The organism is Pseudomonas sp. QL9, assembly GCF_041409665.1.
Taxonomy (GTDB): domain Bacteria; phylum Pseudomonadota; class Gammaproteobacteria; order Pseudomonadales; family Pseudomonadaceae; genus Pseudomonas; species Pseudomonas knackmussii.
Genome location: NZ_CP166971.1, coordinates 5,006,884 through 5,026,646, shown reverse-complemented (window position 1 = coordinate 5,026,646; position 19,763 = coordinate 5,006,884). Strand labels below are relative to the sequence as shown.

18 protein-coding genes and 1 pseudogene are annotated in these 19,763 nt (G+C 65.7%); 10 read left to right on the top strand and 9 right to left on the bottom strand.

The features are described 5' to 3' along the window. Nucleotides 1-71: 71 nt before the first annotated feature. Nucleotides 72-467, bottom strand: a complete 396-nt coding sequence (gene msrB / locus ACA097_RS23425; protein ID WP_160287642.1) for a peptide-methionine (R)-S-oxide reductase MsrB — start codon at nucleotides 465-467, stop codon at nucleotides 72-74. Nucleotides 468-770: 303 nt separating this feature from the next. On the opposite strand from msrB, the gene ACA097_RS23420 reads away from it, so the two are divergent. From ACA097_RS23420 to htpX, 3 genes are all read left to right on the top strand, one after another. Further along, nucleotides 771-1,982, top strand: coding sequence for a pyridoxal phosphate-dependent aminotransferase (locus ACA097_RS23420; RefSeq protein WP_371366319.1), 1,212 nt, complete (start codon nucleotides 771-773; stop codon nucleotides 1,980-1,982). A 30-nt stretch (nucleotides 1,983-2,012) separates the two neighbouring features. Next, complete coding sequence (locus ACA097_RS23415) at nucleotides 2,013-2,459, top strand: hypothetical protein (protein WP_371366317.1); 447 nt, start codon at nucleotides 2,013-2,015, stop codon at nucleotides 2,457-2,459. Between the two features lie 146 nt (nucleotides 2,460-2,605). Next, nucleotides 2,606-3,478: a protease HtpX gene (gene htpX / locus ACA097_RS23410; protein ID WP_160287645.1), complete on the top strand. Its 873-nt coding sequence runs from the start codon at nucleotides 2,606-2,608 to the stop codon at nucleotides 3,476-3,478. A 54-nt stretch (nucleotides 3,479-3,532) separates the two neighbouring features. On the opposite strand, the gene ACA097_RS23405 is transcribed toward htpX, so the two are convergent. After that, on the bottom strand, nucleotides 3,533-4,186 hold the full coding sequence (locus ACA097_RS23405) for a thiopurine S-methyltransferase (protein ID WP_371366314.1): 654 nt from the start codon (nucleotides 4,184-4,186) through the stop codon (nucleotides 3,533-3,535). 82 nt (nucleotides 4,187-4,268) lie between these two features. Further along, a complete protein-coding gene (locus ACA097_RS23400; RefSeq protein ID WP_156958044.1) occupies nucleotides 4,269-4,460 on the bottom strand; it encodes a hypothetical protein in 192 nt (63 codons plus the stop codon). A 341-nt stretch (nucleotides 4,461-4,801) separates the two neighbouring features. Here ACA097_RS23400 and ACA097_RS23395 point away from each other — a divergent pair, with 341 nt between their 5' ends. Both ACA097_RS23395 and ACA097_RS23390 read left to right on the top strand, forming a co-directional pair. Further along, nucleotides 4,802-5,572, top strand: coding sequence for a class III extradiol ring-cleavage dioxygenase (locus tag ACA097_RS23395; protein WP_371366312.1), 771 nt, complete (start codon nucleotides 4,802-4,804; stop codon nucleotides 5,570-5,572). A 112-nt stretch (nucleotides 5,573-5,684) separates the two neighbouring features. Next, nucleotides 5,685-7,106 (top strand): IS1182 family transposase, encoded by a 1,422-nt coding sequence (locus ACA097_RS23390; protein ID WP_371366310.1) that lies wholly within the window; start codon nucleotides 5,685-5,687, stop codon nucleotides 7,104-7,106. A 112-nt stretch (nucleotides 7,107-7,218) separates the two neighbouring features. On the opposite strand, the pseudogene ACA097_RS23385 reads toward ACA097_RS23390, so the two are convergent. Next, nucleotides 7,219-8,960 (bottom strand): annotated as a pseudogene (locus ACA097_RS23385) (DEAD/DEAH box helicase). A gap of 306 nt (nucleotides 8,961-9,266) precedes the next feature. On the opposite strand from ACA097_RS23385, the gene ACA097_RS23380 reads away from it, so the two are divergent. The 3 genes from ACA097_RS23380 (at nucleotide 9,267) to ACA097_RS23370 (ending at nucleotide 13,568) form a co-directional block, all read left to right on the top strand. Continuing rightward, nucleotides 9,267-10,058 (top strand): crotonase/enoyl-CoA hydratase family protein, encoded by a 792-nt coding sequence (locus ACA097_RS23380; RefSeq protein ID WP_201752507.1) that lies wholly within the window; start codon nucleotides 9,267-9,269, stop codon nucleotides 10,056-10,058. Nucleotides 10,059-10,317: 259 nt separating this feature from the next. Beyond that, entirely contained in the window at nucleotides 10,318-11,820 is a 1,503-nt protein-coding gene (locus ACA097_RS23375; protein ID WP_371366308.1) for a collagen-like triple helix repeat-containing protein, read from the top strand. Nucleotides 11,821-11,903: 83 nt separating this feature from the next. Further along, a complete protein-coding gene (locus ACA097_RS23370; protein ID WP_371366306.1) occupies nucleotides 11,904-13,568 on the top strand; it encodes a ShlB/FhaC/HecB family hemolysin secretion/activation protein in 1,665 nt (554 codons plus the stop codon). 15 nt (nucleotides 13,569-13,583) lie between these two features. On the opposite strand, the gene ACA097_RS23365 is transcribed toward ACA097_RS23370, so the two are convergent. Beyond that, nucleotides 13,584-14,330 (bottom strand): spermidine synthase, encoded by a 747-nt coding sequence (locus ACA097_RS23365; protein ID WP_043253377.1) that lies wholly within the window; start codon nucleotides 14,328-14,330, stop codon nucleotides 13,584-13,586. 252 nt (nucleotides 14,331-14,582) lie between these two features. Between ACA097_RS23365 and ACA097_RS23360 the strand changes: the two genes are divergently transcribed. Further along, the gene (locus ACA097_RS23360; RefSeq protein ID WP_371366304.1) at nucleotides 14,583-15,929 is read left to right on the top strand and encodes a class II 3-deoxy-7-phosphoheptulonate synthase; all 1,347 of its coding nucleotides are present in this window, start codon (nucleotides 14,583-14,585) and stop codon (nucleotides 15,927-15,929) included. A 76-nt stretch (nucleotides 15,930-16,005) separates the two neighbouring features. On the opposite strand, the gene ACA097_RS23355 is transcribed toward ACA097_RS23360, so the two are convergent. The 3 genes from ACA097_RS23355 to ACA097_RS23345 are packed head-to-tail and all read right to left on the bottom strand — an operon-like array spanning nucleotide 16,006 to nucleotide 18,007. Beyond that, complete coding sequence (locus tag ACA097_RS23355) at nucleotides 16,006-17,223, bottom strand: winged helix-turn-helix domain-containing protein (protein ID WP_371366302.1); 1,218 nt, start codon at nucleotides 17,221-17,223, stop codon at nucleotides 16,006-16,008. A gap of 48 nt (nucleotides 17,224-17,271) precedes the next feature. Continuing rightward, nucleotides 17,272-17,742: a DUF3291 domain-containing protein gene (locus ACA097_RS23350; RefSeq protein WP_160287652.1), complete on the bottom strand. Its 471-nt coding sequence runs from the start codon at nucleotides 17,740-17,742 to the stop codon at nucleotides 17,272-17,274. Between the two features lie 31 nt (nucleotides 17,743-17,773). After that, nucleotides 17,774-18,007 (bottom strand): DUF1127 domain-containing protein, encoded by a 234-nt coding sequence (locus ACA097_RS23345; RefSeq protein WP_043257473.1) that lies wholly within the window; start codon nucleotides 18,005-18,007, stop codon nucleotides 17,774-17,776. 97 nt (nucleotides 18,008-18,104) lie between these two features. Here ACA097_RS23345 and ACA097_RS23340 point away from each other — a divergent pair, with 97 nt between their 5' ends. Next, nucleotides 18,105-18,956: a LysR substrate-binding domain-containing protein gene (locus tag ACA097_RS23340; RefSeq protein WP_371366300.1), complete on the top strand. Its 852-nt coding sequence runs from the start codon at nucleotides 18,105-18,107 to the stop codon at nucleotides 18,954-18,956. A 6-nt stretch (nucleotides 18,957-18,962) separates the two neighbouring features. On the opposite strand, the gene ACA097_RS23335 is transcribed toward ACA097_RS23340, so the two are convergent. After that, on the bottom strand, nucleotides 18,963-19,712 hold the full coding sequence (locus ACA097_RS23335; RefSeq protein WP_043253382.1) for a sulfite exporter TauE/SafE family protein: 750 nt from the start codon (nucleotides 19,710-19,712) through the stop codon (nucleotides 18,963-18,965). Nucleotides 19,713-19,763: the final 51 nt, after the last annotated feature.

Sequence of the window (19,763 nt, the reverse complement as noted above, 5' to 3'; positions counted from 1 at the left end):
TGAATTGCGTGCAACTCAATTTTGCGCAAAAAAAGCCCGCCGGTGAGCGACGGGCATTTCGGCAGCGCCGGTCAGGCGCGCGGCACCAACTTCAGCGAGGCCGAATTGATGCAGTAGCGCAGCCCGGTCGGTCGCGGCCCATCGGGAAACACATGCCCCAGATGCGACTCGCAGGCGCCACAGCGCACTTCAATGCGATGCATGCCGTGGCTGAAGTCCTCGTATTCGGCGATGGCCTCTTTCGACACCGGTTGAAAATAGCTCGGCCAACCGCTGCCGGAATCGTACTTGGCATCCGAGTCGAAGAGCGCCGCGCCACAGCACACGCAGTGGTAGATCCCCGGCGTCTTGGTGGCGTAGTACTCGCCGGTGAAGGCACGCTCGGTGCCGCCCAGGCGGCAGATGTGGAACTGCTGCTCATCGAGTTCCTCGCGCCAGCTGTCCAGGGGCTTCTCGATCTTTTCCATCGCTGTACCTCGCAAGCTTGAAAAAAGCCCGACCAGTCCCTTTTCCGGGAATCGGGCCGCACGTATGATGCGTGACGTCTTCGGTGGATGCAGAATCTGCCGCGCAAGGAGCTCCTCGCGATAAAAATGCCTTTTAAAAGGCATTTTTTCGTTCATATCTCCGTTTTCCAGGCGATTTTTCAGTTTCACCGCCAGAATGCGCGATCTTCCGCAGCCGCCAGTAGACGCCAGTCTGTCACCCGCGTTACAGCCTGCCAAGGCAAGCGCTGCGCGCGGGAATCTTTACCTCGGGAACGCCACATCATGCAGTTCAGCAAATCGAACAAGCTCGCCAACGTCTGCTACGACATCCGCGGGCCGGTGCTCAAGCACGCCAAACGCCTGGAAGAGGAAGGCCATCGCATCCTCAAGCTGAACATCGGCAACCCGGCGCCGTTCGGTTTCGAGGCGCCCGACGAAATCCTCCAGGACGTCATCCGCAACCTGCCGACTGCCCAGGGCTACAGCGACTCCAAGGGCCTGTTCAGCGCGCGCAAGGCGGTGATGCAGTACTACCAGCAGAAGCAGGTGGAAGGTGTCGGCATCGAGGACATCTACCTGGGCAATGGCGTGTCCGAGCTGATCGTCATGGCCCTGCAGGCGCTGCTGAACAACGGTGACGAAGTGCTCATCCCGGCACCCGACTATCCGCTGTGGACCGCCTCGGTGGCGCTGTCCGGCGGCAAGCCGGTGCACTACCTGTGCGACGAGCAGTCCGGCTGGTTCCCCGACATCGCCGACATGAAGGCCAAGATCACCAGCAACACCAAGGCGCTGGTGCTGATCAACCCGAACAACCCGACCGGCGCGGTGTACTCGAAAGAAGTCCTGCTCGACATCGTCGAACTTGCTCGCCAGCACAACCTGGTGATCTTCTCCGACGAGATCTACGACAAGATCCTCTACGACGAAGCCGTGCACATCTCCACCGCCTCGCTGGCGCCGGACGTGCTCTGCCTGACCTTCAACGGCCTGTCCAAGTCCTACCGCGTGGCCGGCTTCCGCTCCGGCTGGATCGCCATTTCCGGGCCCAAGCACAAGGCACAGAGCTACATCGAGGGCCTGGATATCCTGGCCAACATGCGCCTGTGCGCCAACGTGCCGAGCCAGCACGCCATCCAGACCGCGCTCGGCGGCTACCAGAGCATCAACGACCTGGTCCTGCCCGGCGGCCGCCTGCTCGAGCAACGCAACCGCGCCTGGGAACTGCTCAACGACATCCCCGGGGTGAGCTGTGTGAAGCCGATGGGTGCGCTCTATGCCTTCCCGCGCATTGACCCGAAGGTTTGCCCGATCCACAACGACGAAAAGTTCGTCCTCGACCTGCTGCTCTCGGAAAAGCTGCTGATCGTCCAGGGCACCGCCTTCAACTGGCCGTGGCCGGACCACTTCCGCGTGGTCACCCTGCCCCGCGTCGACGACCTGGAACAGGCCATCGGCCGCATCGGCAGCTTCCTCAAGACCTATCGCCAGTAATGGCCTGACCCGGCGGCGGACACCAGCACCATGGATTTGCAGATCGACGATTTCTACAAGGACGTTGCCGCCGGGATGCTCGCGCTCTACCAGGCGTTCCCGCGCAAGATCGCGCTCTACGTCGAGGACCTGATCGGCCGAGAGGAGCCCGACGAATTCGGCCTGCCGAGCAACCGTCACCAGGCCTGCCTGGGCGCCCTGCTGTGGCTGGCCGACGAAGGCTACCTGCGCTTCGAAAGCACCATCCGCCACGAGGCGCTGGACCAGGCGGTACTCAGCGAAAAAGGCTTCCTGCGCCTGAGCCGCACCGTGCCCCACGCGCTGCACGACGACCCGCAGCTGCCGCCCAGCGTGCGACGCCAACAGGCCAGCCTCGCCCAGCAGTTGCGCGCCGCTTTGGCCGAGCGACACGGCGAGCGCGTGGCGCGCCTGGCACGGCTACTCTTCGAGAGCGGGTCGGCCGGCCAAGAGACATAGTTTGAAATAGTCCCCGCATTGAATCCCCTGGGGGCCGACCGTATATACCGCGCATAATTCAGCCCCGTTCCGACGCGCCTGCGTCCGGAACTCGACGGCACGCCCCTGCGTGCCGTGCGTCCAAGCCGCGAGGAGAAGTCTTACCCATGATGCGCATCCTGTTGTTCCTGGCCACCAACCTGGCAGTTCTGGTGATCGCCAGCATCACCCTGAAGCTGCTCGGCGTGGACCGTTTCACCGGCCAGAATTACGGCAGCCTGCTGGTCTTCTGTGCCGTATTCGGCTTCGCCGGCTCGCTGGTTTCGCTGTTCATCTCCAAGTGGATGGCGAAGATGAGCACCGGCACCGAGATCATCAGCCAACCGCGCACCCGCCACGAACAGTGGCTGCTGCAGACCGTCGAAGAGCTGTCTCGCGAAGCCGGCATCAAGATGCCCGAAGTGGGCATCTTCCCGGCTTACGAAGCCAACGCCTTCGCCACCGGCTGGAACCGCAACGATGCCCTGGTCGCCGTCAGCCAGGGCCTGCTGGAGCGCTTCTCGCCCGAAGAAGTGAAGGCCGTTCTGGCCCACGAGATCGGCCACGTCGCCAACGGCGACATGGTCACCCTGGCGCTGATCCAGGGCGTGGTGAACACCTTCGTGATGTTCTTCGCGCGGATCTTCGGCAACTTCGTCGACAAGGTCCTGCTGAAGAACGAGGAAGGCCCGGGCATCGGCTACTTCGTCGCGACCATCTTCGCCGAGCTGGTGCTGGGCATTCTCGCCAGCATCATCGTCATGTGGTTCTCGCGCCGCCGCGAGTTCCGCGCTGACGCTGCCGGCGCACACCTGGCCGGGACCAACGCGATGATCGCCGCGCTGCAGCGCCTGCGCGCCGAATCCGGCGTGCCGGTGCAGATGCCCGACAGCCTGACCGCGTTCGGCATCAGCAGTGGTCCGAAGCATGGCCTGGCCGGCCTGCTGATGAGCCACCCGCCGCTGGAAGAGCGCATCGAAGCGCTGCGTAACGCGCGCTAATCGCAACGGCAAAAAAAGGGCGACCCACGGGTCGCCCTTTTCATTTCTCCACCCCTACTCCCGCTGCAGACGGAACACCACCTCGTCCAGGCGCTGCACGCCGCGCGCAGCAAACTTGGCGTTTTGCGCCAAGGCATCGACGCGCTCCAGCTCTTCCAGCTGCCAGCCCAGGAAACGCTCGCGCACCTCATCTGCCAGCACAGCGAATGGCGGCCCCGCCATCTGCTCCTGCGGATATTCGAGGGTGATCAGCAGACCGCTCAGCTCTTGCGGCAGGATCGCGGACAGATGCCGCGCATAGTCGGGGCGCATGTCGGGCGGCAAAGCGATAAGCGCCGCGCGGTCGTAGAGCGCATGGCAAGCCTGTACGTCGCCCGGCTGCAGATCGAAGAAATCGCCCTGGAGAATTTCGATGTCGCCATGGCTGTAGCTGCGCAAGGCACCCTTTTGCTCTACACGGGGCTCGCAGCCCAGCTCGGCGAAAAAGTCCAGCACGGCTCGTTCTGCAAGTTCGACACCGAGTACCGGATAACCCTGTCGCGCCAACCAGAGCATATCCAGCGACTTACCGCATAGCGGCACCAGCACGCGCGTCCCCGCTTGCAGATTCAGGGACGGCCAGTAGCGAATCAGATAGGGATTGACCTCCGGAAGATGGAAGCCGATTTCGTTGCGCGACCAGCGCGCCTGCCAGAAGTCGTGCTGCATGGCGATGCGTTTCCTGTAACACAGCAAGCGACAGGGTCGTCGCCGCGAAGGCAGGCATCATCGCCCAGGAATGGGCGCCGAACTAGTGGCCCCGCAACAGCGGCGAGCGCATTGGCCACGGCAACCAGGCGCGACGCGCGCGCGGCGCTTCGACTTCCTGGATCTCCCAGCTCACCCGCCCGTTGACGATGCGCCGTACCCGTAGCTCGGTGCCGTCGGCCAGCAGCAGGCGATCCCCTTCGCGCAGGACGATTTCTTGAACGGGGTGCGACATGAATGGAACCTCGGGTACGGAATGAAACGGCATTCGCGTGCTGGCCGACTTTCCCTGGCCCGGATTTCCTTCGAGAGCAGCATGCCGCAATGCCTGCGCGGCGTCGATTCGCTGACGTCAGGATTGCGACGCGCCCGACACAACGACTTGGCGCCTCGTCCCGAACGCGAATGGCGACAGGGTTTTCAGAGCCCACGATCACCGAAAGGTTCCAGCCAAAAGCCAGCCTGCGGCAGCGTGACGCAATCGAATTAACGGATGGTTATGGTCGAAAACCCATACTGGAATTCGATATCTCGTAGCGGGAACATAGGATCATTCCCTATTTGATAGGAGGCTCCATGCTCCCTGCCCTGTTCATTTCCCACGGATCCCCGATGCTCGCCCTGGAGCCTGGTGCCAGCGAGGCTCCCCTCAAGCGCCTGGCCGCCGAATTGCCGCGTCCGCGCGCGATCCTGGTGGTTTCGGCGCACTGGGAAACGCCAGACCTGCGCGTCACTGCCAATCCGCAACCGCAAACCTGGCACGACTTCTACGGTTTCCCAACAGCACTCTACGAAGTGCAGTACCCGGCCGCAGGCTCGCCTGAACTCGCCCAGCGGGTCGTCGACCTGCTCGCCGCCGATCAATTGCCCGCCACCCTCGACCCCGAGCGTCCGCTGGACCATGGCGCCTGGGTGCCGCTGAGCCTGATATATCCCTCGGCCGACATCCCGGTCGTGCAGCTCTCCCTGCCCAGCCGGGTCGGCCCGCGCCTGCAGGACCGCGTCGGCAAGGCGCTGCGCCAGTTGCGCGAGGAAGGCTTCCTGCTGATCGGTTCGGGGAGCATTACCCACAACCTGGGCGAACTGGACTGGCGCGCCAGCCCCGACGCTGTCGAGCCCTGGGCCCAGGCCTTCCGCGACTGGATGGTGGAAAAACTGCAGGCCAACGACGACGAGGCCCTGTTCGACTACCGGCGCCGCGCGCCTTCTGCAGCTCGCAACCATCCGAGCGACGAGCACCTGCTGCCGCTGTACTTCGCCCGCGGTGCCGGCGGCGTGCCGATGCACATCGAACACGCGGGATTCACCCTCGGCGCGCTGGGGATGGACATCTACCGCTTCGGCTGAGTATTTCTCCCGCCCATGAAAAAGCCCCGCCTAGCAGACTGTGTGAAAACCTAGCCGTCTGAGCACAAGCCAAAGACAATGCCCGTATCGATCGATACGGGCATTGTCGTTCATGGGCTATATCCGCGGTGAAGGGCGTGATCAGGGCAGCTTGTTTCCAGTGTCGCTGGATGAGTTGGTTCCCGAAGAACATCTGGTCCGCGTGATCGAGGCCTACGTGGCGCGGTTGGATTTGCAGCGGCTGGGCTTCAGCAAGGCGCAGGCGAGCCGGACGGGGCGCCCGGCCTATGATCCGGCCGACTTGCTCAAGCTGTACCTGTATGGCTACTTCCAGCGAATTCGCTCCTCGCGCCGACTGGAAGCCGAATGCCAGCGCAATGTCGAAGTGATGTGGCTGCTGGGTCGCCTGTCGCCGGACTTCAAGACCATTGCCGACTTCCGCAAAGACAATGGTTCGGCGTTTCAGGCGACCTGTCGTGCTTTCGTGCAGTTCTGCCGCCAGGTCGGGTTGCTCGGTGGTCAGTTGGTGGCCATCGATGGCAGCAAATTCCAGGCGGTGGCTTCACGGCGCAAGCACCTGAGCCTGGCGCGGCTCAAGCGTCAGCAAGCCAAGCTGGAGGCCGAGATAGCCCGCTATCTGAGCGACCTGGATGAAGCCGACCGCGCCGAAGCGGGCGATGGGGGCGACCGGTGTGCCGTGAAGACTGCGCTGGAGCAGTTGCAGGCTCAACACGCGGACAACCTGACCTGCCAGGTACTGATGCAGGCCCAGGGGCTCGAGCAGTTCGTGATCGGCGAGCCCGATGCCCAGTTGATGCGAACTCACCAGGGCGCGCGGGTCGCCTACAACGTGCAGAGTGCCGTCGATGACAAGCATTGCTTGGTGCTGCACCACGAGGTGACCCAGGATGGCAATGACACTCGCCAGTTGCAGCCGATGGCGGAAGCCGCTCAAGCCGTGCTGGAACAGGCGCAACTGACGGTCACGGCGGACGCCGGCTACTCCAATGGCGAGCAATTCCAGGCGTGCGAGGATGCAGGCATCAGCGCGTATGTGCCGCCGAATCGCGGCGTTAACAATCATGGCAACGGCACGGCGCTGTTCGATCGCAGCGCCTTTACCTACGACGTGGATCATGACCGCTATCAGTGCCCGGCAGGCCAGTGGCTCCCGCTCAAACAGGTACGAGGCACAGAGAGGCTTTATGCGATCGCCGGCGACTGCCGCGCTTGCCCTTTGAAGGCGCGTTGCACGAATAGCCAGCGTCGTCATCTCAGCCGTCATACCCATGAGTCAGCGTTCGAGCGCATGCAGCAACGCCTGAAGGCCCGGCCGGAGATGATGGCCAAGCGCCGGGCGATCGTCGAACACCCCTTCGGTAACCTGAAACAGTGGATATTCGGCAACGGCCGCTTCCTGCTGCGGCAGTTAGCGGGCGCCAGTACGGAAATGGCCCTGGCCGTGCAGGCCTACAACCTCAAACGCGCGATTCAGGTACTCGGCGCGCGTCGCCTGATCGAGTTGATGGGCTGATCCCTCCAAAAAAACAAACGCCCCGAACCAGTCGGGGCGTTTGTTTTGCCTTGCTCACAGCGTGTTTTCACACGGCCTGCTAGGCGGGGCTTTTGCGTTGCAGCGCGAAGACTCAGTCTTCTCGGTAGCGGCGCAGACGCAGGGCCTTGCCGGCAACGCGAGTGTCCTTGAGCTTGGTCAGCAGACGCTCCAGGCCCTCTTCCGGCAGCTCGATGAGGCTGAAGGTTTCGCGGATCTGGATGCGGCCGATGGCCTCGCGGGACAGACCACCCTCGTTGAGGATGGCGCCCAGCAGGTTCTTCGCCGCCACGCCATCGCGCGCGCCCAGGGCGGTGCGGCAGCGGGCCTTGCCTTCGCTTGGCGGAGCCATCGGACGACCCGGGGCGGAGGAACGCTCGCCGCTACGCTCCGGACGCTCACGGCGCTCGAAACGTTCGCCACGCTCGCCACCACGATCGCTGCGCTCGCGCGGGGCGGCCGGGGTCAGCGGTTGCTCGCGGCGGACCGATTCCAGGTCCAGCGCCTTGCCTTCGGTGAGCTTGGCCAGCAGCACGGCAGCCAGGGTTTCCATGTCGGTGCCCAGGCGGCGGATCAGCTCGTCGCGCACGGCGCCACGGTTGGCCACGGCGGTTTCCAGCAGCGGTTGCAGGCTATTGGCCAGGCGGCTCAGACGCGCTTCGAGCACGGTTTCGGTGTCCGGCAGGCGCACTTCGCCGACCTTCTGCCCAGTCACACGCTCGATCACCTGCAGCATGCGGCGCTCACGCGGAGTCACCAGCAGCAGCGCGCGACCTTCGCGGCCGGCACGGCCGGTACGGCCGATGCGGTGCACGTAGGACTCGGGGTCGTACGGCATGTCGATGTTCAGCACGTGGGTGATGCGCGCCACGTCCAGGCCACGGGCAGCGACGTCGGTGGCGATTACGATGTCCAGCGAGCCGTCTTTCAGCGACTCGATCACGCGCTCACGCTGGGCTTGCGGCATGTCGCCGTTCAGCGCGGCAGCACGGTAGCCCTGGCGCTCGAGGAGCTCGGCGATGTCCAGGGTGGCTTGCTTGGTGCGGACGAAGCCGATCAGCGCGTCGAACTGCTCCACTTCCAGCAGACGCAGGATCGAGGCAGCCTTCTGGTCGGCGTGGACCATCAGGTGGGCCTGCTCGATGCGGGCGACGGTCTGGGTCTTGGCAGCGATGCGGACGTGCTTGGGTTCTTTCAGGTGACGCTCGGCGATGCTGCGGATCGAGGCCGGCAGGGTCGCGGAGAACAGCACGGTCTGACGGCTTTCCGGCATGGCTTCGAAGATCACTTCGAGGTCGTCCATGAAGCCGAGCTTGAGCATCTCGTCAGCTTCGTCGAGGACCAGGCGCTCGACGGTGGCCAGCAGGTTTTCGTCGCGGCGCAGGTGGTCGCACAGGCGGCCGGGGGTCGCTACCAGCACTTGCGCGCCTTGGCGCAGGGCCTTGAGCTGCGGGCCCATGGGCGCGCCGCCGTAGACGGCGACGACGCCGACGCCCGGCATCTGCTTGGAGTAGGTTTCGCAGGCGGTAGCTACCTGCAGGGCCAGCTCGCGGGTCGGCACGAGGACCAGCACCTGCGGCTCGCGGCGCGCCGGGTCGATCTTCGACAGCAGCGGCAGGGCGAAAGCGGCGGTCTTGCCGGTGCCGGTCTGGGCCTGGCCGATCATGTCGTGGCCTTCGAGGATCACCGGGATCGACTGGGCCTGGATCGGCGACGGCTCTTCGTAGCCGACGGCGGCGATGGCAGCGAGAATACTGGGGTGAATACCGAGTTCGGCGAAGCCGACGGTTTCCTGGGTCATGGGTTTTGCCTCTAAATACATCCGCAAAGACCCAATAGCCATGCTGCGCATGCCCTGTACGACTACGAAGTCACCCAGGCAGCTGGAAGCGGGGATTTGCGATGTGTGCTGTTGGAAGAATGACGTCAAGGAGAGTCCGCGCTAGCGGACGCACGGCCAGAGCCTTGAGCTCCGAAAAATGCGGGATCCCGAACGAGGCCGTGAAAAGGCCGGCGCGCATGATACCGGAAATTCGTCAGGCTTGCGCGCTTTTCCGCTACGATCCGTCGCACGGTAGCAACTTGCAACGTCGCCGGACTGCGCTATACCCATGCAGGCTCCATCCCAGCAGGAACCTGACCGTGAAGCCAGCCAGCGAAAACCGCATCACCAGCGAACACCGGGGCCACCTGCTGGTGCTCGGCCTGAACCGCGCCGAGAAACGCAACGCCTTCGATCAGCGCATGCTCGACGAGCTGGTCCTGGCCCTGGGCGAATACGAGCGCGACCCGAACCTGCGCTGCGCCCTGCTCATCGCCCACGGCGAACACTTCACCGCCGGATTGGACCTGGCCGATGTCGGCGAACGCTTCCGAAAGGGCTGGCAATTGCCGGCAGGCGCCGTCGATCCCTGGGGTACCTTCGGCGGGCCACGCCTGAGTAAACCGCTGATGGTCGCCGCGCAGGGTTATTGCTTCACCATTGGCATCGAATTGATGCTGGCCGCCGATATCTGCTTGTGCGCGAGCAATGCGCGGTTCGCACAGATGGAAGTACGCCGCGGTCTTTTCCCCTTCGGCGGCGCCACGCTCCGCCTCCCCCAGACCGCCGGCTGGGGCAACGCCATGCGCTGGCTGCTCACCGGCGACGAATTCGATGCCCATGAGGCGTACCGGCTGGGTCTGGTCCAGGAAATCTGGGCACCCGAAGAGCTCCTGCCAAACGCCCTGAAACTCGCCGCCCGCGTCGCGAGCCGAGCCCCTCTGGCGGTCGGAGCGACCCTCGCTTCGGCACGTCAGGCACTGGAGGAAAGCCAGGACGCAGCGGCCGCGAGCATCCCTGCCAAGGTGCAGGAGCTGATGGCCAGCGCCGATGCCGAAGAAGGGCTGAAAGCCATGCTGGAAAGGCGCGAAGGGAACTTCAGCGGCAATTAGACAAGCAGATAGAAGCAACTTTCTCCGCTCATTAAGCGCTATACACAAGGTAGTAGGGAAAGTTTCCCTACTGCTCTTCCAAGAAGGCAAAACAATTAAACTCAAGCGCTTAAACAAATATCAAAACGACTATATACAAGTTCCAATTTCGCCGATCCCAACAAGGCACTACAACTGAGCCCACTTCAGTTGAAGTGCTCGCCAGGCCTGCTGTTCGAGACTTCTCCTGAAATCAGAGCCCTTCAGGGAGGAGCTGAACATGTCCGGTTCGATTCGCACTTTCGCACTGTCTCTTCTGGTCGTTGCGCTGTCGCTTCAAGGGTGCAGTAGCAGCGGTGGTCATCACAGCAGTTCCGATGGTTCCGGCAGCGACTCCGGACAGGCCAGCACAGCCAGTGGCGGCTCCGGTGGCGGCGATTCGTCGACCGGCGCATCGGGCTCGGCGGCCGGCGGATCGGGCAGCACAGCCGGCACAGGCAACACCGCAGGCACCGGCGGTACCGGCGGAACCAATGGAAACGGTGGCACCGGCGGCACGGGTGGCACCGGTGGCACTGGCGGCGCCACGCCAGCACTGGCCGCCAGCACCGTGCTCAGCAATACCGGCGAGGCGGTGACCGACGTCGGCGGCACCGTTGGCGGCGTCGGTGCGCTGGTGAAATCGGTGAGCCTGCCAGTGGGCGGCAGCAGCCTGACCAACGGCGCCGGCGATGTCGTCCAGGACGTTGGCCAGGGTGTCAGCGCACTGGGCAGCGGCGTGACCAATGGCGTCGGCAAACTTGGCAGCAATCCCAACGCACTGGGCACCACCGTGGCAGGCGCTGGCGGCCTGGTGGACAACACCGGAGCGGCAGTCAGCGATCTGGGCGGCACCGTGACTGCCGTTGGCGCCTCGACGCCGCTGAGCCCCCTCACCCGCACCCTCGGCGGGACCGTGAATCAGGTCGGCGGACAGATCAGCATGATCGGCGACTCGCTCAGCGGCGCGGTGACCGGCAATGGTCCCCTCGCCCCCTTGACCACCCAGCTCAGCGGCACCACCGCCGGCCTGGTCAGCCAGGTCCAGGGCGTTACCCAGAAAACCGGGGCGGCCACCGGGCTCGGCGCGCCGGTCAACAACCTGCTGAGCACCGTCGGCGGCCTGGTGACCCAGACCGGCAACCAGGTTGGCGGCACCACAGGGCTCGCCCCGGTGGGCGGCGCCGTCGCCAACGTCGGCCAGGCCGTTAGTGCCGCGGGCGGCGTAGTTCAAGGCAGCAATGGCAGCTCGGGCGGCAATCCGGTCGGCGGACTGCTGAGCGGCGTTACCGGCGCACTGGGTGGCGCCAGCGGCGGAAGCAATCCGGTTGGCGGGCTCGTCTCCGGTGTGACCGGCTCCCTCGGTGGCGCTACCGGCGGCAGCAACCCGGTAGGTGGGCTGGTCGGTGGCGTCACTGGAGCCCTTGGCGGCGCCACGGGCGGAAGCAACCCGGCGGGTGGCCTGGTCTCCGGCGTCACTGGCGCCCTCGGCGGCACCGGTGGCTTGGTCGCCGGTGCAGGGCTGGGCGTGGGCAGTGGCGGCAACGGCCTGGGCGCTGGCGCCGCTGTGGCCGCCAGCGACTCGGGCGTTGCAGCGGGTGTCGGCGCGGGCACCACCACCAACGGCCAACCCAATAGCGGCGGTCTGATCGGCGGCACCCTCGGCACAGTCGGTGGCCTGCTCGGCGGGGTGAACACCGCCTTGGGCGGCGGCGTCCTGGGCGTCACTGCGCCGAAACCGTAACCCGTCGATCCGCCCAGGTTGTAGCGCGAGGGGCCGCAACGGCCCTTTGCACCTCATCTGCAGTGGTTTCAGGGAGAAACCAGATGCGCAAGCTAGCCGTAGTGACGCTGTTGTTGGCCTGCCCCTTCGCCTGGGCGGAAAAACCGATCCAGCTGCCCGGCTCGGACATCGAGCAGAGCCTGCCCAAACCCAACCTGCCGGGCGGCGACATCCGCCCGCAGGCGCCCAAGGTGGTCACCCCGGATGCCTCGTCGCGCCAGCCGCAGCAACTGCTGCAGCAGAACATCCGCCTGCGGCGCATCGAAGTCGTCGGCGGCGGCCATTACCCGCTGGCGACCTGGAAGCCATTACTGGAGCCGCTGACCCGCCGCGAAATCCGTGTCGGCGATCTGGTCGCGGCGGCCAAGGCGATGACCCGGCGCTATCAGGACGACGGCTTCGTCATCTCCTTCGCCTACGTGCCGAACCAGGATTTCAGCCAGGGCGTCGGGCGCATCATGCTGATCGAAGGGCATTTGAGCGAGGTCCGCTCCGCCGGCGACTTCGGCGTGCACCAGGCCCGCGTCGATCGCTGGATCGAACGGCTGAAGGCCGAGCGGCCGCTGACCCGGGCCAGTTTCGAGCGCTTCAGCGTGCTGATGAGCCGGGTGGCCGGCCTGCAGATGAACATGATCCTCGACCCGCCGACCACCACCGATGGCGGAGCCGTGCTGGAGATGGTCGGCCAGCGCAAGCGCGTTGAGACCAGCGCCGACTTCGATACCCGCCACGGCAAGCAGCGCGGTGTGTTCTCCGCCAGCCTGATGTCCATGCTCGGCCTGGGCGAACGCCTGCAGTTCAGCTATCTGTACCCGCCGGGCGACGACAAGGAGTACTACCGCGCCTGGAACTACAGCCAGTTGCTCGGCGACGACGGCCTGCAACTGCTCGCCGGATACAGCCACTACGACTCGCAGCCGGAAGACCGCGTGGTGGTCGGCCCCTTGCAGTACGCGCGACATCGCGAGAACGAGCGGATCAACGCCGGGCTCGGCATCCCCGTACTGCTGCGCCGCGACCTGACCTGGGACGTCAACCTGCGCGCCTACACGGTGGACGACACCAGCCGCTACGACCTGGTGGTGCCGGCCATTCCCTATCGCGTCGAGCTGCACAACAAGCTGCGCGTGGTCGGCGTCGACACCGTCGTGCAGCAGTTCGCCGACAAGCAGGTACGTGCTGGAAGCCTGGGTATCTACCAGGGCCTGAACGCCTTCGGCGCGCAGACTACCGACCCGGTGAAAGCGGCCTTCACCCGCGTGCTCGGCTTCGGCGCCCAGCAGAACCAGTTCGGCGAACACTGGCAGGGCGTGGCGAGCACGAGCTTCCAGTGGAGCCACGACATCCTTCCGGACTCCGAGCAGGTCACCTACGGCGGTTCCAACTTCGGCCGCGGCTACCCCGACGACCAGGCCACCGGCGACAAAGGCTGGGGCGCGTCCTATGAGGCGAACTACAGCTTCCTGCTGCAGAACCATGTGCTCAACCAGCTGCAGCCCTATGCCGTCATCGACGGGGCACGCACCTGGTACAACAGCGATGGCCTGCAGGGCTCCAAGCTGGGTTCCGGCGCGCTCGGCGTCCGCCTGTCCGACCGCAAGCACTACGTGGTCGGCGTGGAAGTGGCCAAGCCGTTCGGCGACCGCGCCATCGACAACGACGAACGCAGCCCGCGCCTGAACATCACCTTCAGCTACCAGTTCCCCTGAGTAGCCGGCCGGCGCTCACTGTGCCGGCCGCAGCGACTCGATGTACGGGCGCAGCGAATAGCCCAGCTGCGGCTCGAGTGCCGCCACGCGCTTCTTCAGGCCGCGCAGGTTGAGCGTCTGCTCGAGCCCGGCCGGGACGAAGACGATCACGTTGCCCTCCGGCACCGGGCACTCCCAGTAATGCCTGTGGAAGCGCCCGCGCAGCAGCGCCGCGCCCAGCGGCCGGCCGTCGTCGGTGCTCCACTGGTTGATCACCAGCCAACCGCCGGGACGCAGGCGCTCGCGGCAGGCGCCGAGGAAATCCCAGCCCAGGTGCGCCGGCGCCGGGCCGGTGTCGGTGTAGAGGTCGAGGAAGATCAGATCGGCCGGCTCGCAGTCCTGCAACTCCTGCACCGCATCGCCGACCCGCAGCAGCAGCCTCGGGTCCTCGCCGAGGCCCAGGTGCTCACGGGCCAGGCGCGGCACCGCTGGGCGCAACTCGATGGCCTCCACTTCGTCGAGCGCAAGGTGGCGCAGGCAGGCCAGGGTCAGGCTGCCGGCGCCGAAGCCGAGGAAGAGCGCGCGTTTGGGCTTCGAGTGGCAGAGCGCACCGAGCAGCATGGCGCGCGAGTAGTCGTACTCGAGCCAGCTCGGGTCGGCGGTCAGCACGCAGCTCTGCTCGACCTCGTCGCCGAACTCCAGGTAACGGAAGTCACCCTGCTCGACCACGCGGATCACGCCGAATTCGTCGCGCTCCTCGACGATCAGACGGTCTTCGCTCATCGCGCTGCTCTGCTGCACTGCATGCAGGCGGGACGAACCACGGCGTCTGCTGGAGGAGTCGATGGAGGAATGTTCGGCACTGCTTGGCGCACTCGGAAATCCTTGCTCGGTGGACGGCGTGCTCGTCACGCCGGATGGTCGGAGGCGCAAGGATACCAGCCCCGGCGGATCAGCCCCATCACTGCCCGAGCGCCGCCGCAAGCGCCGGTGATACCATTCGAGCATCTTTCGCCATTGCCGCACGAGCCACCGATGAGCCAAGCCTGGAGCCCCGATAGCTGGAGAAGCCTTCCCATCCAGCAGCAACCCGTCTACCCCGACGCCGCCCGCCTGCGCGCGGTCGAGGAAAGCCTCGCCAGCTACCCGCCGCTGGTGTTCGCCGGCGAGGCCCGCGAGCTGCGCCGGCAGTTCGCCGAAGTCACGGCCGGGCGTGCATTCCTGCTGCAAGGCGGCGACTGCGCCGAGAGCTTCGTCGAGTTCTCCGCGGCGAAAATCCGCGACACCTTCAAGGTGCTGCTGCAGATGGCGGTGGTGATGACCTTCGCCGCCGGCTGCCCGGTGGTGAAAGTCGGGCGCATGGCCGGGCAGTTCGCCAAACCGCGCTCGGCAGGTGAAGAAACCATCGGCGGCGTCACCCTGCCGGCGTACCGCGGCGACATCGTCAATGGCATCGGCTTCGACGAGGCCAGCCGCGTACCCGATCCGCAACGCCTGCTGCAGGCCTACCACCAGTCCACCGCGACCCTTAACCTACTGCGCGCCTTCGCCCAGGGCGGCTTCGCCGACCTCCACGAAGTGCACCAGTGGAACCTCGACTTCATCGCCAACTCGGCGCTGGGCGAGAAGTACAGCCAGCTCGCCGATCGCATCGACGAAACCCTCGCCTTCATGCGCGCCTGTGGCCTGGACACCTCGCCGCAGCTGCGCGAAGTGAGCTTCTTCACCGCCCACGAAGCGCTGCTGTTGAACTACGAGGAAGCCTTCATCCGCCGCGACAGCCTCACCGGCGGCTGGTACGACTGTTCGGCGCACATGCTCTGGATCGGCGACCGCACCCGCCAGCTCGACGGCGCGCATGTGGAAATGCTGCGCGGCGTGGGCAACCCCATCGGGGTCAAGGTCGGCCCCAGCATGACCGACGAGGAGCTGATCCGCCTGATCGACATCCTCAACCCGGACAATGACCCGGGCCGCCTCAACCTGATCGTGCGCATGGGCGCCGACAAGGTCGGCGACGGCCTGCCCCGCCTGCTGCAGACCGTGCAGCGCGAAGGCCGCCAGGTGCTGTGGAGCTGCGACCCGATGCACGCCAACACCATCAAGGCCTCCAGCGGCTACAAGACCCGCGACTTCGCGCGCATCCTCACCGAGGTGCGGCAGTTCTTCGAAGTGCACAAGGCCGAAGGCACCTACGCGGGCGGTATCCACATCGAGATGACCGGGCAGAACGTCACCGAATGCATCGGCGGCGCGCGACCGATCACCGAAGCCGGGCTGAGCGATCGCTACCACACCCACTGCGATCCACGGCTGAACGCCGACCAGTCGCTGGAGCTGGCCTTCCTCATCGCCGAGACGTTGAAACAGGTACGCCGCTAAGCGGCCCGGCTCTTCGTAGGAGCGAGCTTGCTCGCGAACGCTCTTGTGCCTGGGCGGTTCGCGAGCAAGCTCGCTCCTACAGGGTCTGCGCCAGGGATGCCTTCAGGCGAGCGCCCTCCGGCTTGCGACAGCCCACGTGCACGTTCTCCAGCCCCAGCCAGTCCGCCATCTCGCGTAGCTGCTCGGCCAGGCTGGCATATCCCGACTCGCCCAACGGCCGCTCCTCCTCATGCACGGCGTGCACCGCCAGCCGCCCCTGGGCCCGCTCGGCACGCAAGTCGATGCGTGCCGCCAGGCGCTCGTCGAACAGGAAGGGCAACACGTAGTAGCCGTACACCCGCTTGTGCTGCGGCGTGTAGATCTCCAGCCGATAGCGGAAGTCGAACAGCCGCTCGGTGCGTGCGCGCTCCCACACCAGCGAATCGAACGGCGACAGCAGCGCGCTCGCCCGCACCTTGCGTGGAATGACGGGTTCGCCGGCCACGTAGGCGGCCTGCGACCAACCCTTGACCTGCACTTGTCGCAGCTCGCCGGACTCGACCAGCTCAGCCAACCGCGCCTTGCTATCCGCAGCATCGAGGCGGAAGTAGTCGCGCAGGTCCGCCTCGGTCGCCACCCCAAGCGCGACGGCGGCGTGCAGCAGCAAACCTCGCTGCGCCTCCTCGGCGCCGGGTTCCGGAGCACCCAGCAGGACATCCGGGAACACCCTTTCCGGCAAGTCATAGAGACGCTCGAAGCCCCGTCGCCCCGCAACAGTCACCTCACCGGCGGCGAACAGCCATTCCAGCGCGTGCTTCTCGGCGCTCCAGTCCCACCAGGGACCCGCGCGCTCGCTGCGCGTGCTCAGGCTGCCGGCGCCCAACGCTCCTTGCTCGCGCACCGCCTGCAGGACTCTCTCGATGACTGCGCGCTGCTCCACGCCGAACTGCGCCAGCTGCTTGTAGATACCCTGCCCGTCCGCCGCGCGGCGCATGCGCCAGCGCATCAGCGGATAAAGCTCCAGTGGCAGCAGCGAGGCCTCGTGCCCCCAATACTCGAACATCCGCCGATGCCGCCCGGCGCTCCAGGCCGCCTCGTCGAGCAGCGCCTGGGAGTAATTGCCCAGGCGCGAGAACAGCGGCAGGTAGTGCGAACGCACCAGCGCGTTGACCGAATCGATCTGCAATACACCGAGCCGCTCGATCAGTTGCTGCAAGTGCTTGCGCTGCACCTGCGCGCGCGGCCGGCGATTGGCGAAGCCCTGGGCCGCCAAGGCCAGGCGGCGGGCTTCCTTGAGGGACAAGCTGTCGGTCATGCGGGCGCTCCCTGGCCGGATCGAGGCTCGATCCTACGCCAACTCGCCTCAGGCCGGCAGCGACTGCGTGGAGGGTGCGGCAAATGGCCGGGCGAAGCTGAAGGCCTCGGCAGTCGAGCCCTTCTCGGCCAGGCTCTGCAGGGCACGGCGCGCGTCCTCTAGCGTCGGCAGTTGCCCCGCCGGCAGCCACCAGAGCGCCAGGCTCGGCCCGTCCACCTTCTCCATCCATTCCTTGCGCTGCTTCAGCAGCTCCAGGTGCGGACCGGCGTAGACGTAGTCGCGCAGCGCTTCGAGTGAATCCCAGAGCGACAGGTTGACGATGATCTGCGGATCGTCGAAGGCCTGGATGGAGGTAGCGTCGCCCTCCTCCGTCTGCAGGCGCCAGACGAAGCCGGGGCTGGCCTCGGCAAGGGCATTGATCGGCGCGAGCTGCTCGACGAAACCGCGCATCAGTGGGTGATCCATGGGTGCCCTGGCCCGGGCGATGTTGACCTGGGCCAGGTGGTAGCGGTGGGACATGGGCAAGTCCTTGTGCATTTATGATTGCCGCTCAGCGGCGTAGATGGTCGATCCAGAACGGAGTTTCGCTTTCCTGCAGGATATCGGCGCGACTCAGGCCGATGTCCTTGAGCGCCTCGTCGCTCAGGCTGGCCAGTTGCTCGCGCTGCCGGGCCAGTTCGCGCCAGCGCCAGATGCGGGCCTGCAGGCGTTGCCAGAGCGATGGGTGCAAAGCGTTCCGCGCTGCCTTGTGCGGGGTGATCACGAAGCCTAGTTGAGCTTTCATCATGCTGTCCTCCCTGTGGGGCTGGCACTAGTGTCTCGCCAGGCATAAGATCAATCCAACGAATCATTCTTATGCATCCCATCTCGGAGATTGATGTATGAGCACGTTCCCCAGCATCGACAGCGAACTGCTGCGCACCTTCGTCGCCATCGCCGATCACGGCGGCTTCACCCGCGCCGCCGAAGTGGTCAACCGCACCCAATCGGCGGTGAGCATGCAGATGAAGCGCCTCGAGGAGGACGTGCTGGAGCGCGCATTGTTCGAACGCGACGGCCGGCAGGTGCGGCTGACGCCGGAAGGCCAGGTGCTGCTCGGTTATGCGCGGCGCATCCTGCGGTTGCAGGGCGAGGTGTTCAACACATTCCGCCAGCCGCACATGGTCGGCGCGGTGCGCATCGGCACGCCGGACGACTACGTGATGCGTTTCCTGCCGGAGATCCTTTCGCGCTTTGCCCAGGCCTATCCGCTGGTGCAGGTAGAAGTGCACTGCGAACCGTCTTCGCAGTTGCTGACGCGCAACGACCTGGACCTGACCATCGTCACCCGCGAGCCCGGCACCGAGATCGGTCAGTTGCTGCGCCAGGAGCCCTTCGTCTGGATGGCCGCGGAAGGCTTCTGCCCGCAAGACCAGCGCCCGCTGCCGCTGGCGATGTTCAACACCACTTGTTTCTGCCGCGCCTGGGCCTGCAATTCCCTGGAAGCAATGGAGATCGACTATCGCATCGCCTACAGCAGCCCCAGCCTCTCTGCATTGTTCGCCGTGGCCAGCGCCGGACTCGCAGTCACCGCGCAATTGCGCAGCCTGCTGACCGGCAACCTGCGCATCCTGGGTGAAGAAGAAGGGCTGCCCGTCTTGCCCAATGCGAGCATCGTGCTGCTGCGCGGCAACCGGATGACGCCGGTGACCGACAAGCTGGCGGAATACATCGTCGAAGGCTTCCGCGCCTGAGACGGATCATGCATGTATCGCCAGCACCAGGCCGCACAGCACGAGGAACGCACTGAAAGCCACGCGCAGCCCGCGCTCGGGTAGCACATGGGCCATCCGTACCCCCCAGGAAACGCTCAGCATCCCGCCGAGCGCCAGTGCCGCCCCGGTCTGCCAGTCGACATGGCCGTGACCGGCATAGGTGGCGAGCGCTACTGCCGTGCTCGGCGCCGCCAGAGCCAGGGCCAACCCCTGTGCAGCGACCTGGGTGAGGCCGAAAACTGACGTCAGCACGGGCGCCGCCACCACACCGCCGCCGACGCCGAACAGACCGCCGAGGGTCCCGGCACCCAGTCCCAGTGCGCCCATCCAGTGCAGCCCGTAGCGCGGCGTATCGCCCCGCTGCGGCGCTTTTCGGGACAGCTGCAGGAGCAGGAAGAACGCCAGCACCGCCAGGAAGATGACGAACGCCAGGCGCATGTGCCGTGCGTCCATGTTGACCGCGAAGCGGGCGGCGAAGAAGGCGCAGACCAGGCTGGCCACGGCGAGTACCGATGCCTGCAGCGGATCGATCCGGTTGTGCTGGTGGTAGCGCCATAGCGCCACCAGCACATTGGGCAGCACCATCACCAGCGCGGTGCCCTGCGCCAGCTGCTGGTCGAGGCCGAACAGCACGCCCAAGGCAGGAATCGCGAGCATTCCACCACCAATTCCGAACAAGCCACCCAGGCTGCCCAGGACCACACCCAAAAGAAATTCCAGCGCCAGACTGACCATAAGCACCTCCACATTGATGGCCCCATGCTAGGCAAGCCAGGCTGGATGGGA

What these genes read in the sequence shown, in the direction of transcription:
- ACA097_RS23375 (WP_371366308.1), top strand. Translation starts at nt 10,318, where the DNA reads ATGTCCGGTTCGATTCGCACTTTCGCACTGTCTCTTCTGGTCGTTGCG.
- msrB (WP_160287642.1), bottom strand. Translation starts at nt 467, where the DNA reads ATGGAAAAGATCGAGAAGCCCCTGGACAGCTGGCGCGAGGAACTCGAT.
- ACA097_RS23415 (WP_371366317.1), top strand. Translation starts at nt 2,013, where the DNA reads ATGGATTTGCAGATCGACGATTTCTACAAGGACGTTGCCGCCGGGATG.
- ACA097_RS23345 (WP_043257473.1), bottom strand. Translation starts at nt 18,007, where the DNA reads ATGAAAGCTCAACTAGGCTTCGTGATCACCCCGCACAAGGCAGCGCGG.
- ACA097_RS23400 (WP_156958044.1), bottom strand. Translation starts at nt 4,460, where the DNA reads ATGTCGCACCCCGTTCAAGAAATCGTCCTGCGCGAAGGGGATCGCCTG.
- ACA097_RS23365 (WP_043253377.1), bottom strand. Translation starts at nt 14,330, where the DNA reads ATGAGCGAAGACCGTCTGATCGTCGAGGAGCGCGACGAATTCGGCGTG.
- ACA097_RS23390 (WP_371366310.1), top strand. Translation starts at nt 5,685, where the DNA reads ATGGGCTATATCCGCGGTGAAGGGCGTGATCAGGGCAGCTTGTTTCCA.
- ACA097_RS23420 (WP_371366319.1), top strand. Translation starts at nt 771, where the DNA reads ATGCAGTTCAGCAAATCGAACAAGCTCGCCAACGTCTGCTACGACATC.
- ACA097_RS23360 (WP_371366304.1), top strand. Translation starts at nt 14,583, where the DNA reads ATGAGCCAAGCCTGGAGCCCCGATAGCTGGAGAAGCCTTCCCATCCAG.
- ACA097_RS23355 (WP_371366302.1), bottom strand. Translation starts at nt 17,223, where the DNA reads ATGACCGACAGCTTGTCCCTCAAGGAAGCCCGCCGCCTGGCCTTGGCG.
- htpX (WP_160287645.1), top strand. Translation starts at nt 2,606, where the DNA reads ATGATGCGCATCCTGTTGTTCCTGGCCACCAACCTGGCAGTTCTGGTG.
- ACA097_RS23335 (WP_043253382.1), bottom strand. Translation starts at nt 19,712, where the DNA reads ATGGTCAGTCTGGCGCTGGAATTTCTTTTGGGTGTGGTCCTGGGCAGC.
- ACA097_RS23405 (WP_371366314.1), bottom strand. Translation starts at nt 4,186, where the DNA reads ATGCAGCACGACTTCTGGCAGGCGCGCTGGTCGCGCAACGAAATCGGC.
- ACA097_RS23340 (WP_371366300.1), top strand. Translation starts at nt 18,105, where the DNA reads ATGAGCACGTTCCCCAGCATCGACAGCGAACTGCTGCGCACCTTCGTC.
- ACA097_RS23350 (WP_160287652.1), bottom strand. Translation starts at nt 17,742, where the DNA reads ATGTCCCACCGCTACCACCTGGCCCAGGTCAACATCGCCCGGGCCAGG.
- ACA097_RS23395 (WP_371366312.1), top strand. Translation starts at nt 4,802, where the DNA reads ATGCTCCCTGCCCTGTTCATTTCCCACGGATCCCCGATGCTCGCCCTG.
- ACA097_RS23370 (WP_371366306.1), top strand. Translation starts at nt 11,904, where the DNA reads ATGCGCAAGCTAGCCGTAGTGACGCTGTTGTTGGCCTGCCCCTTCGCC.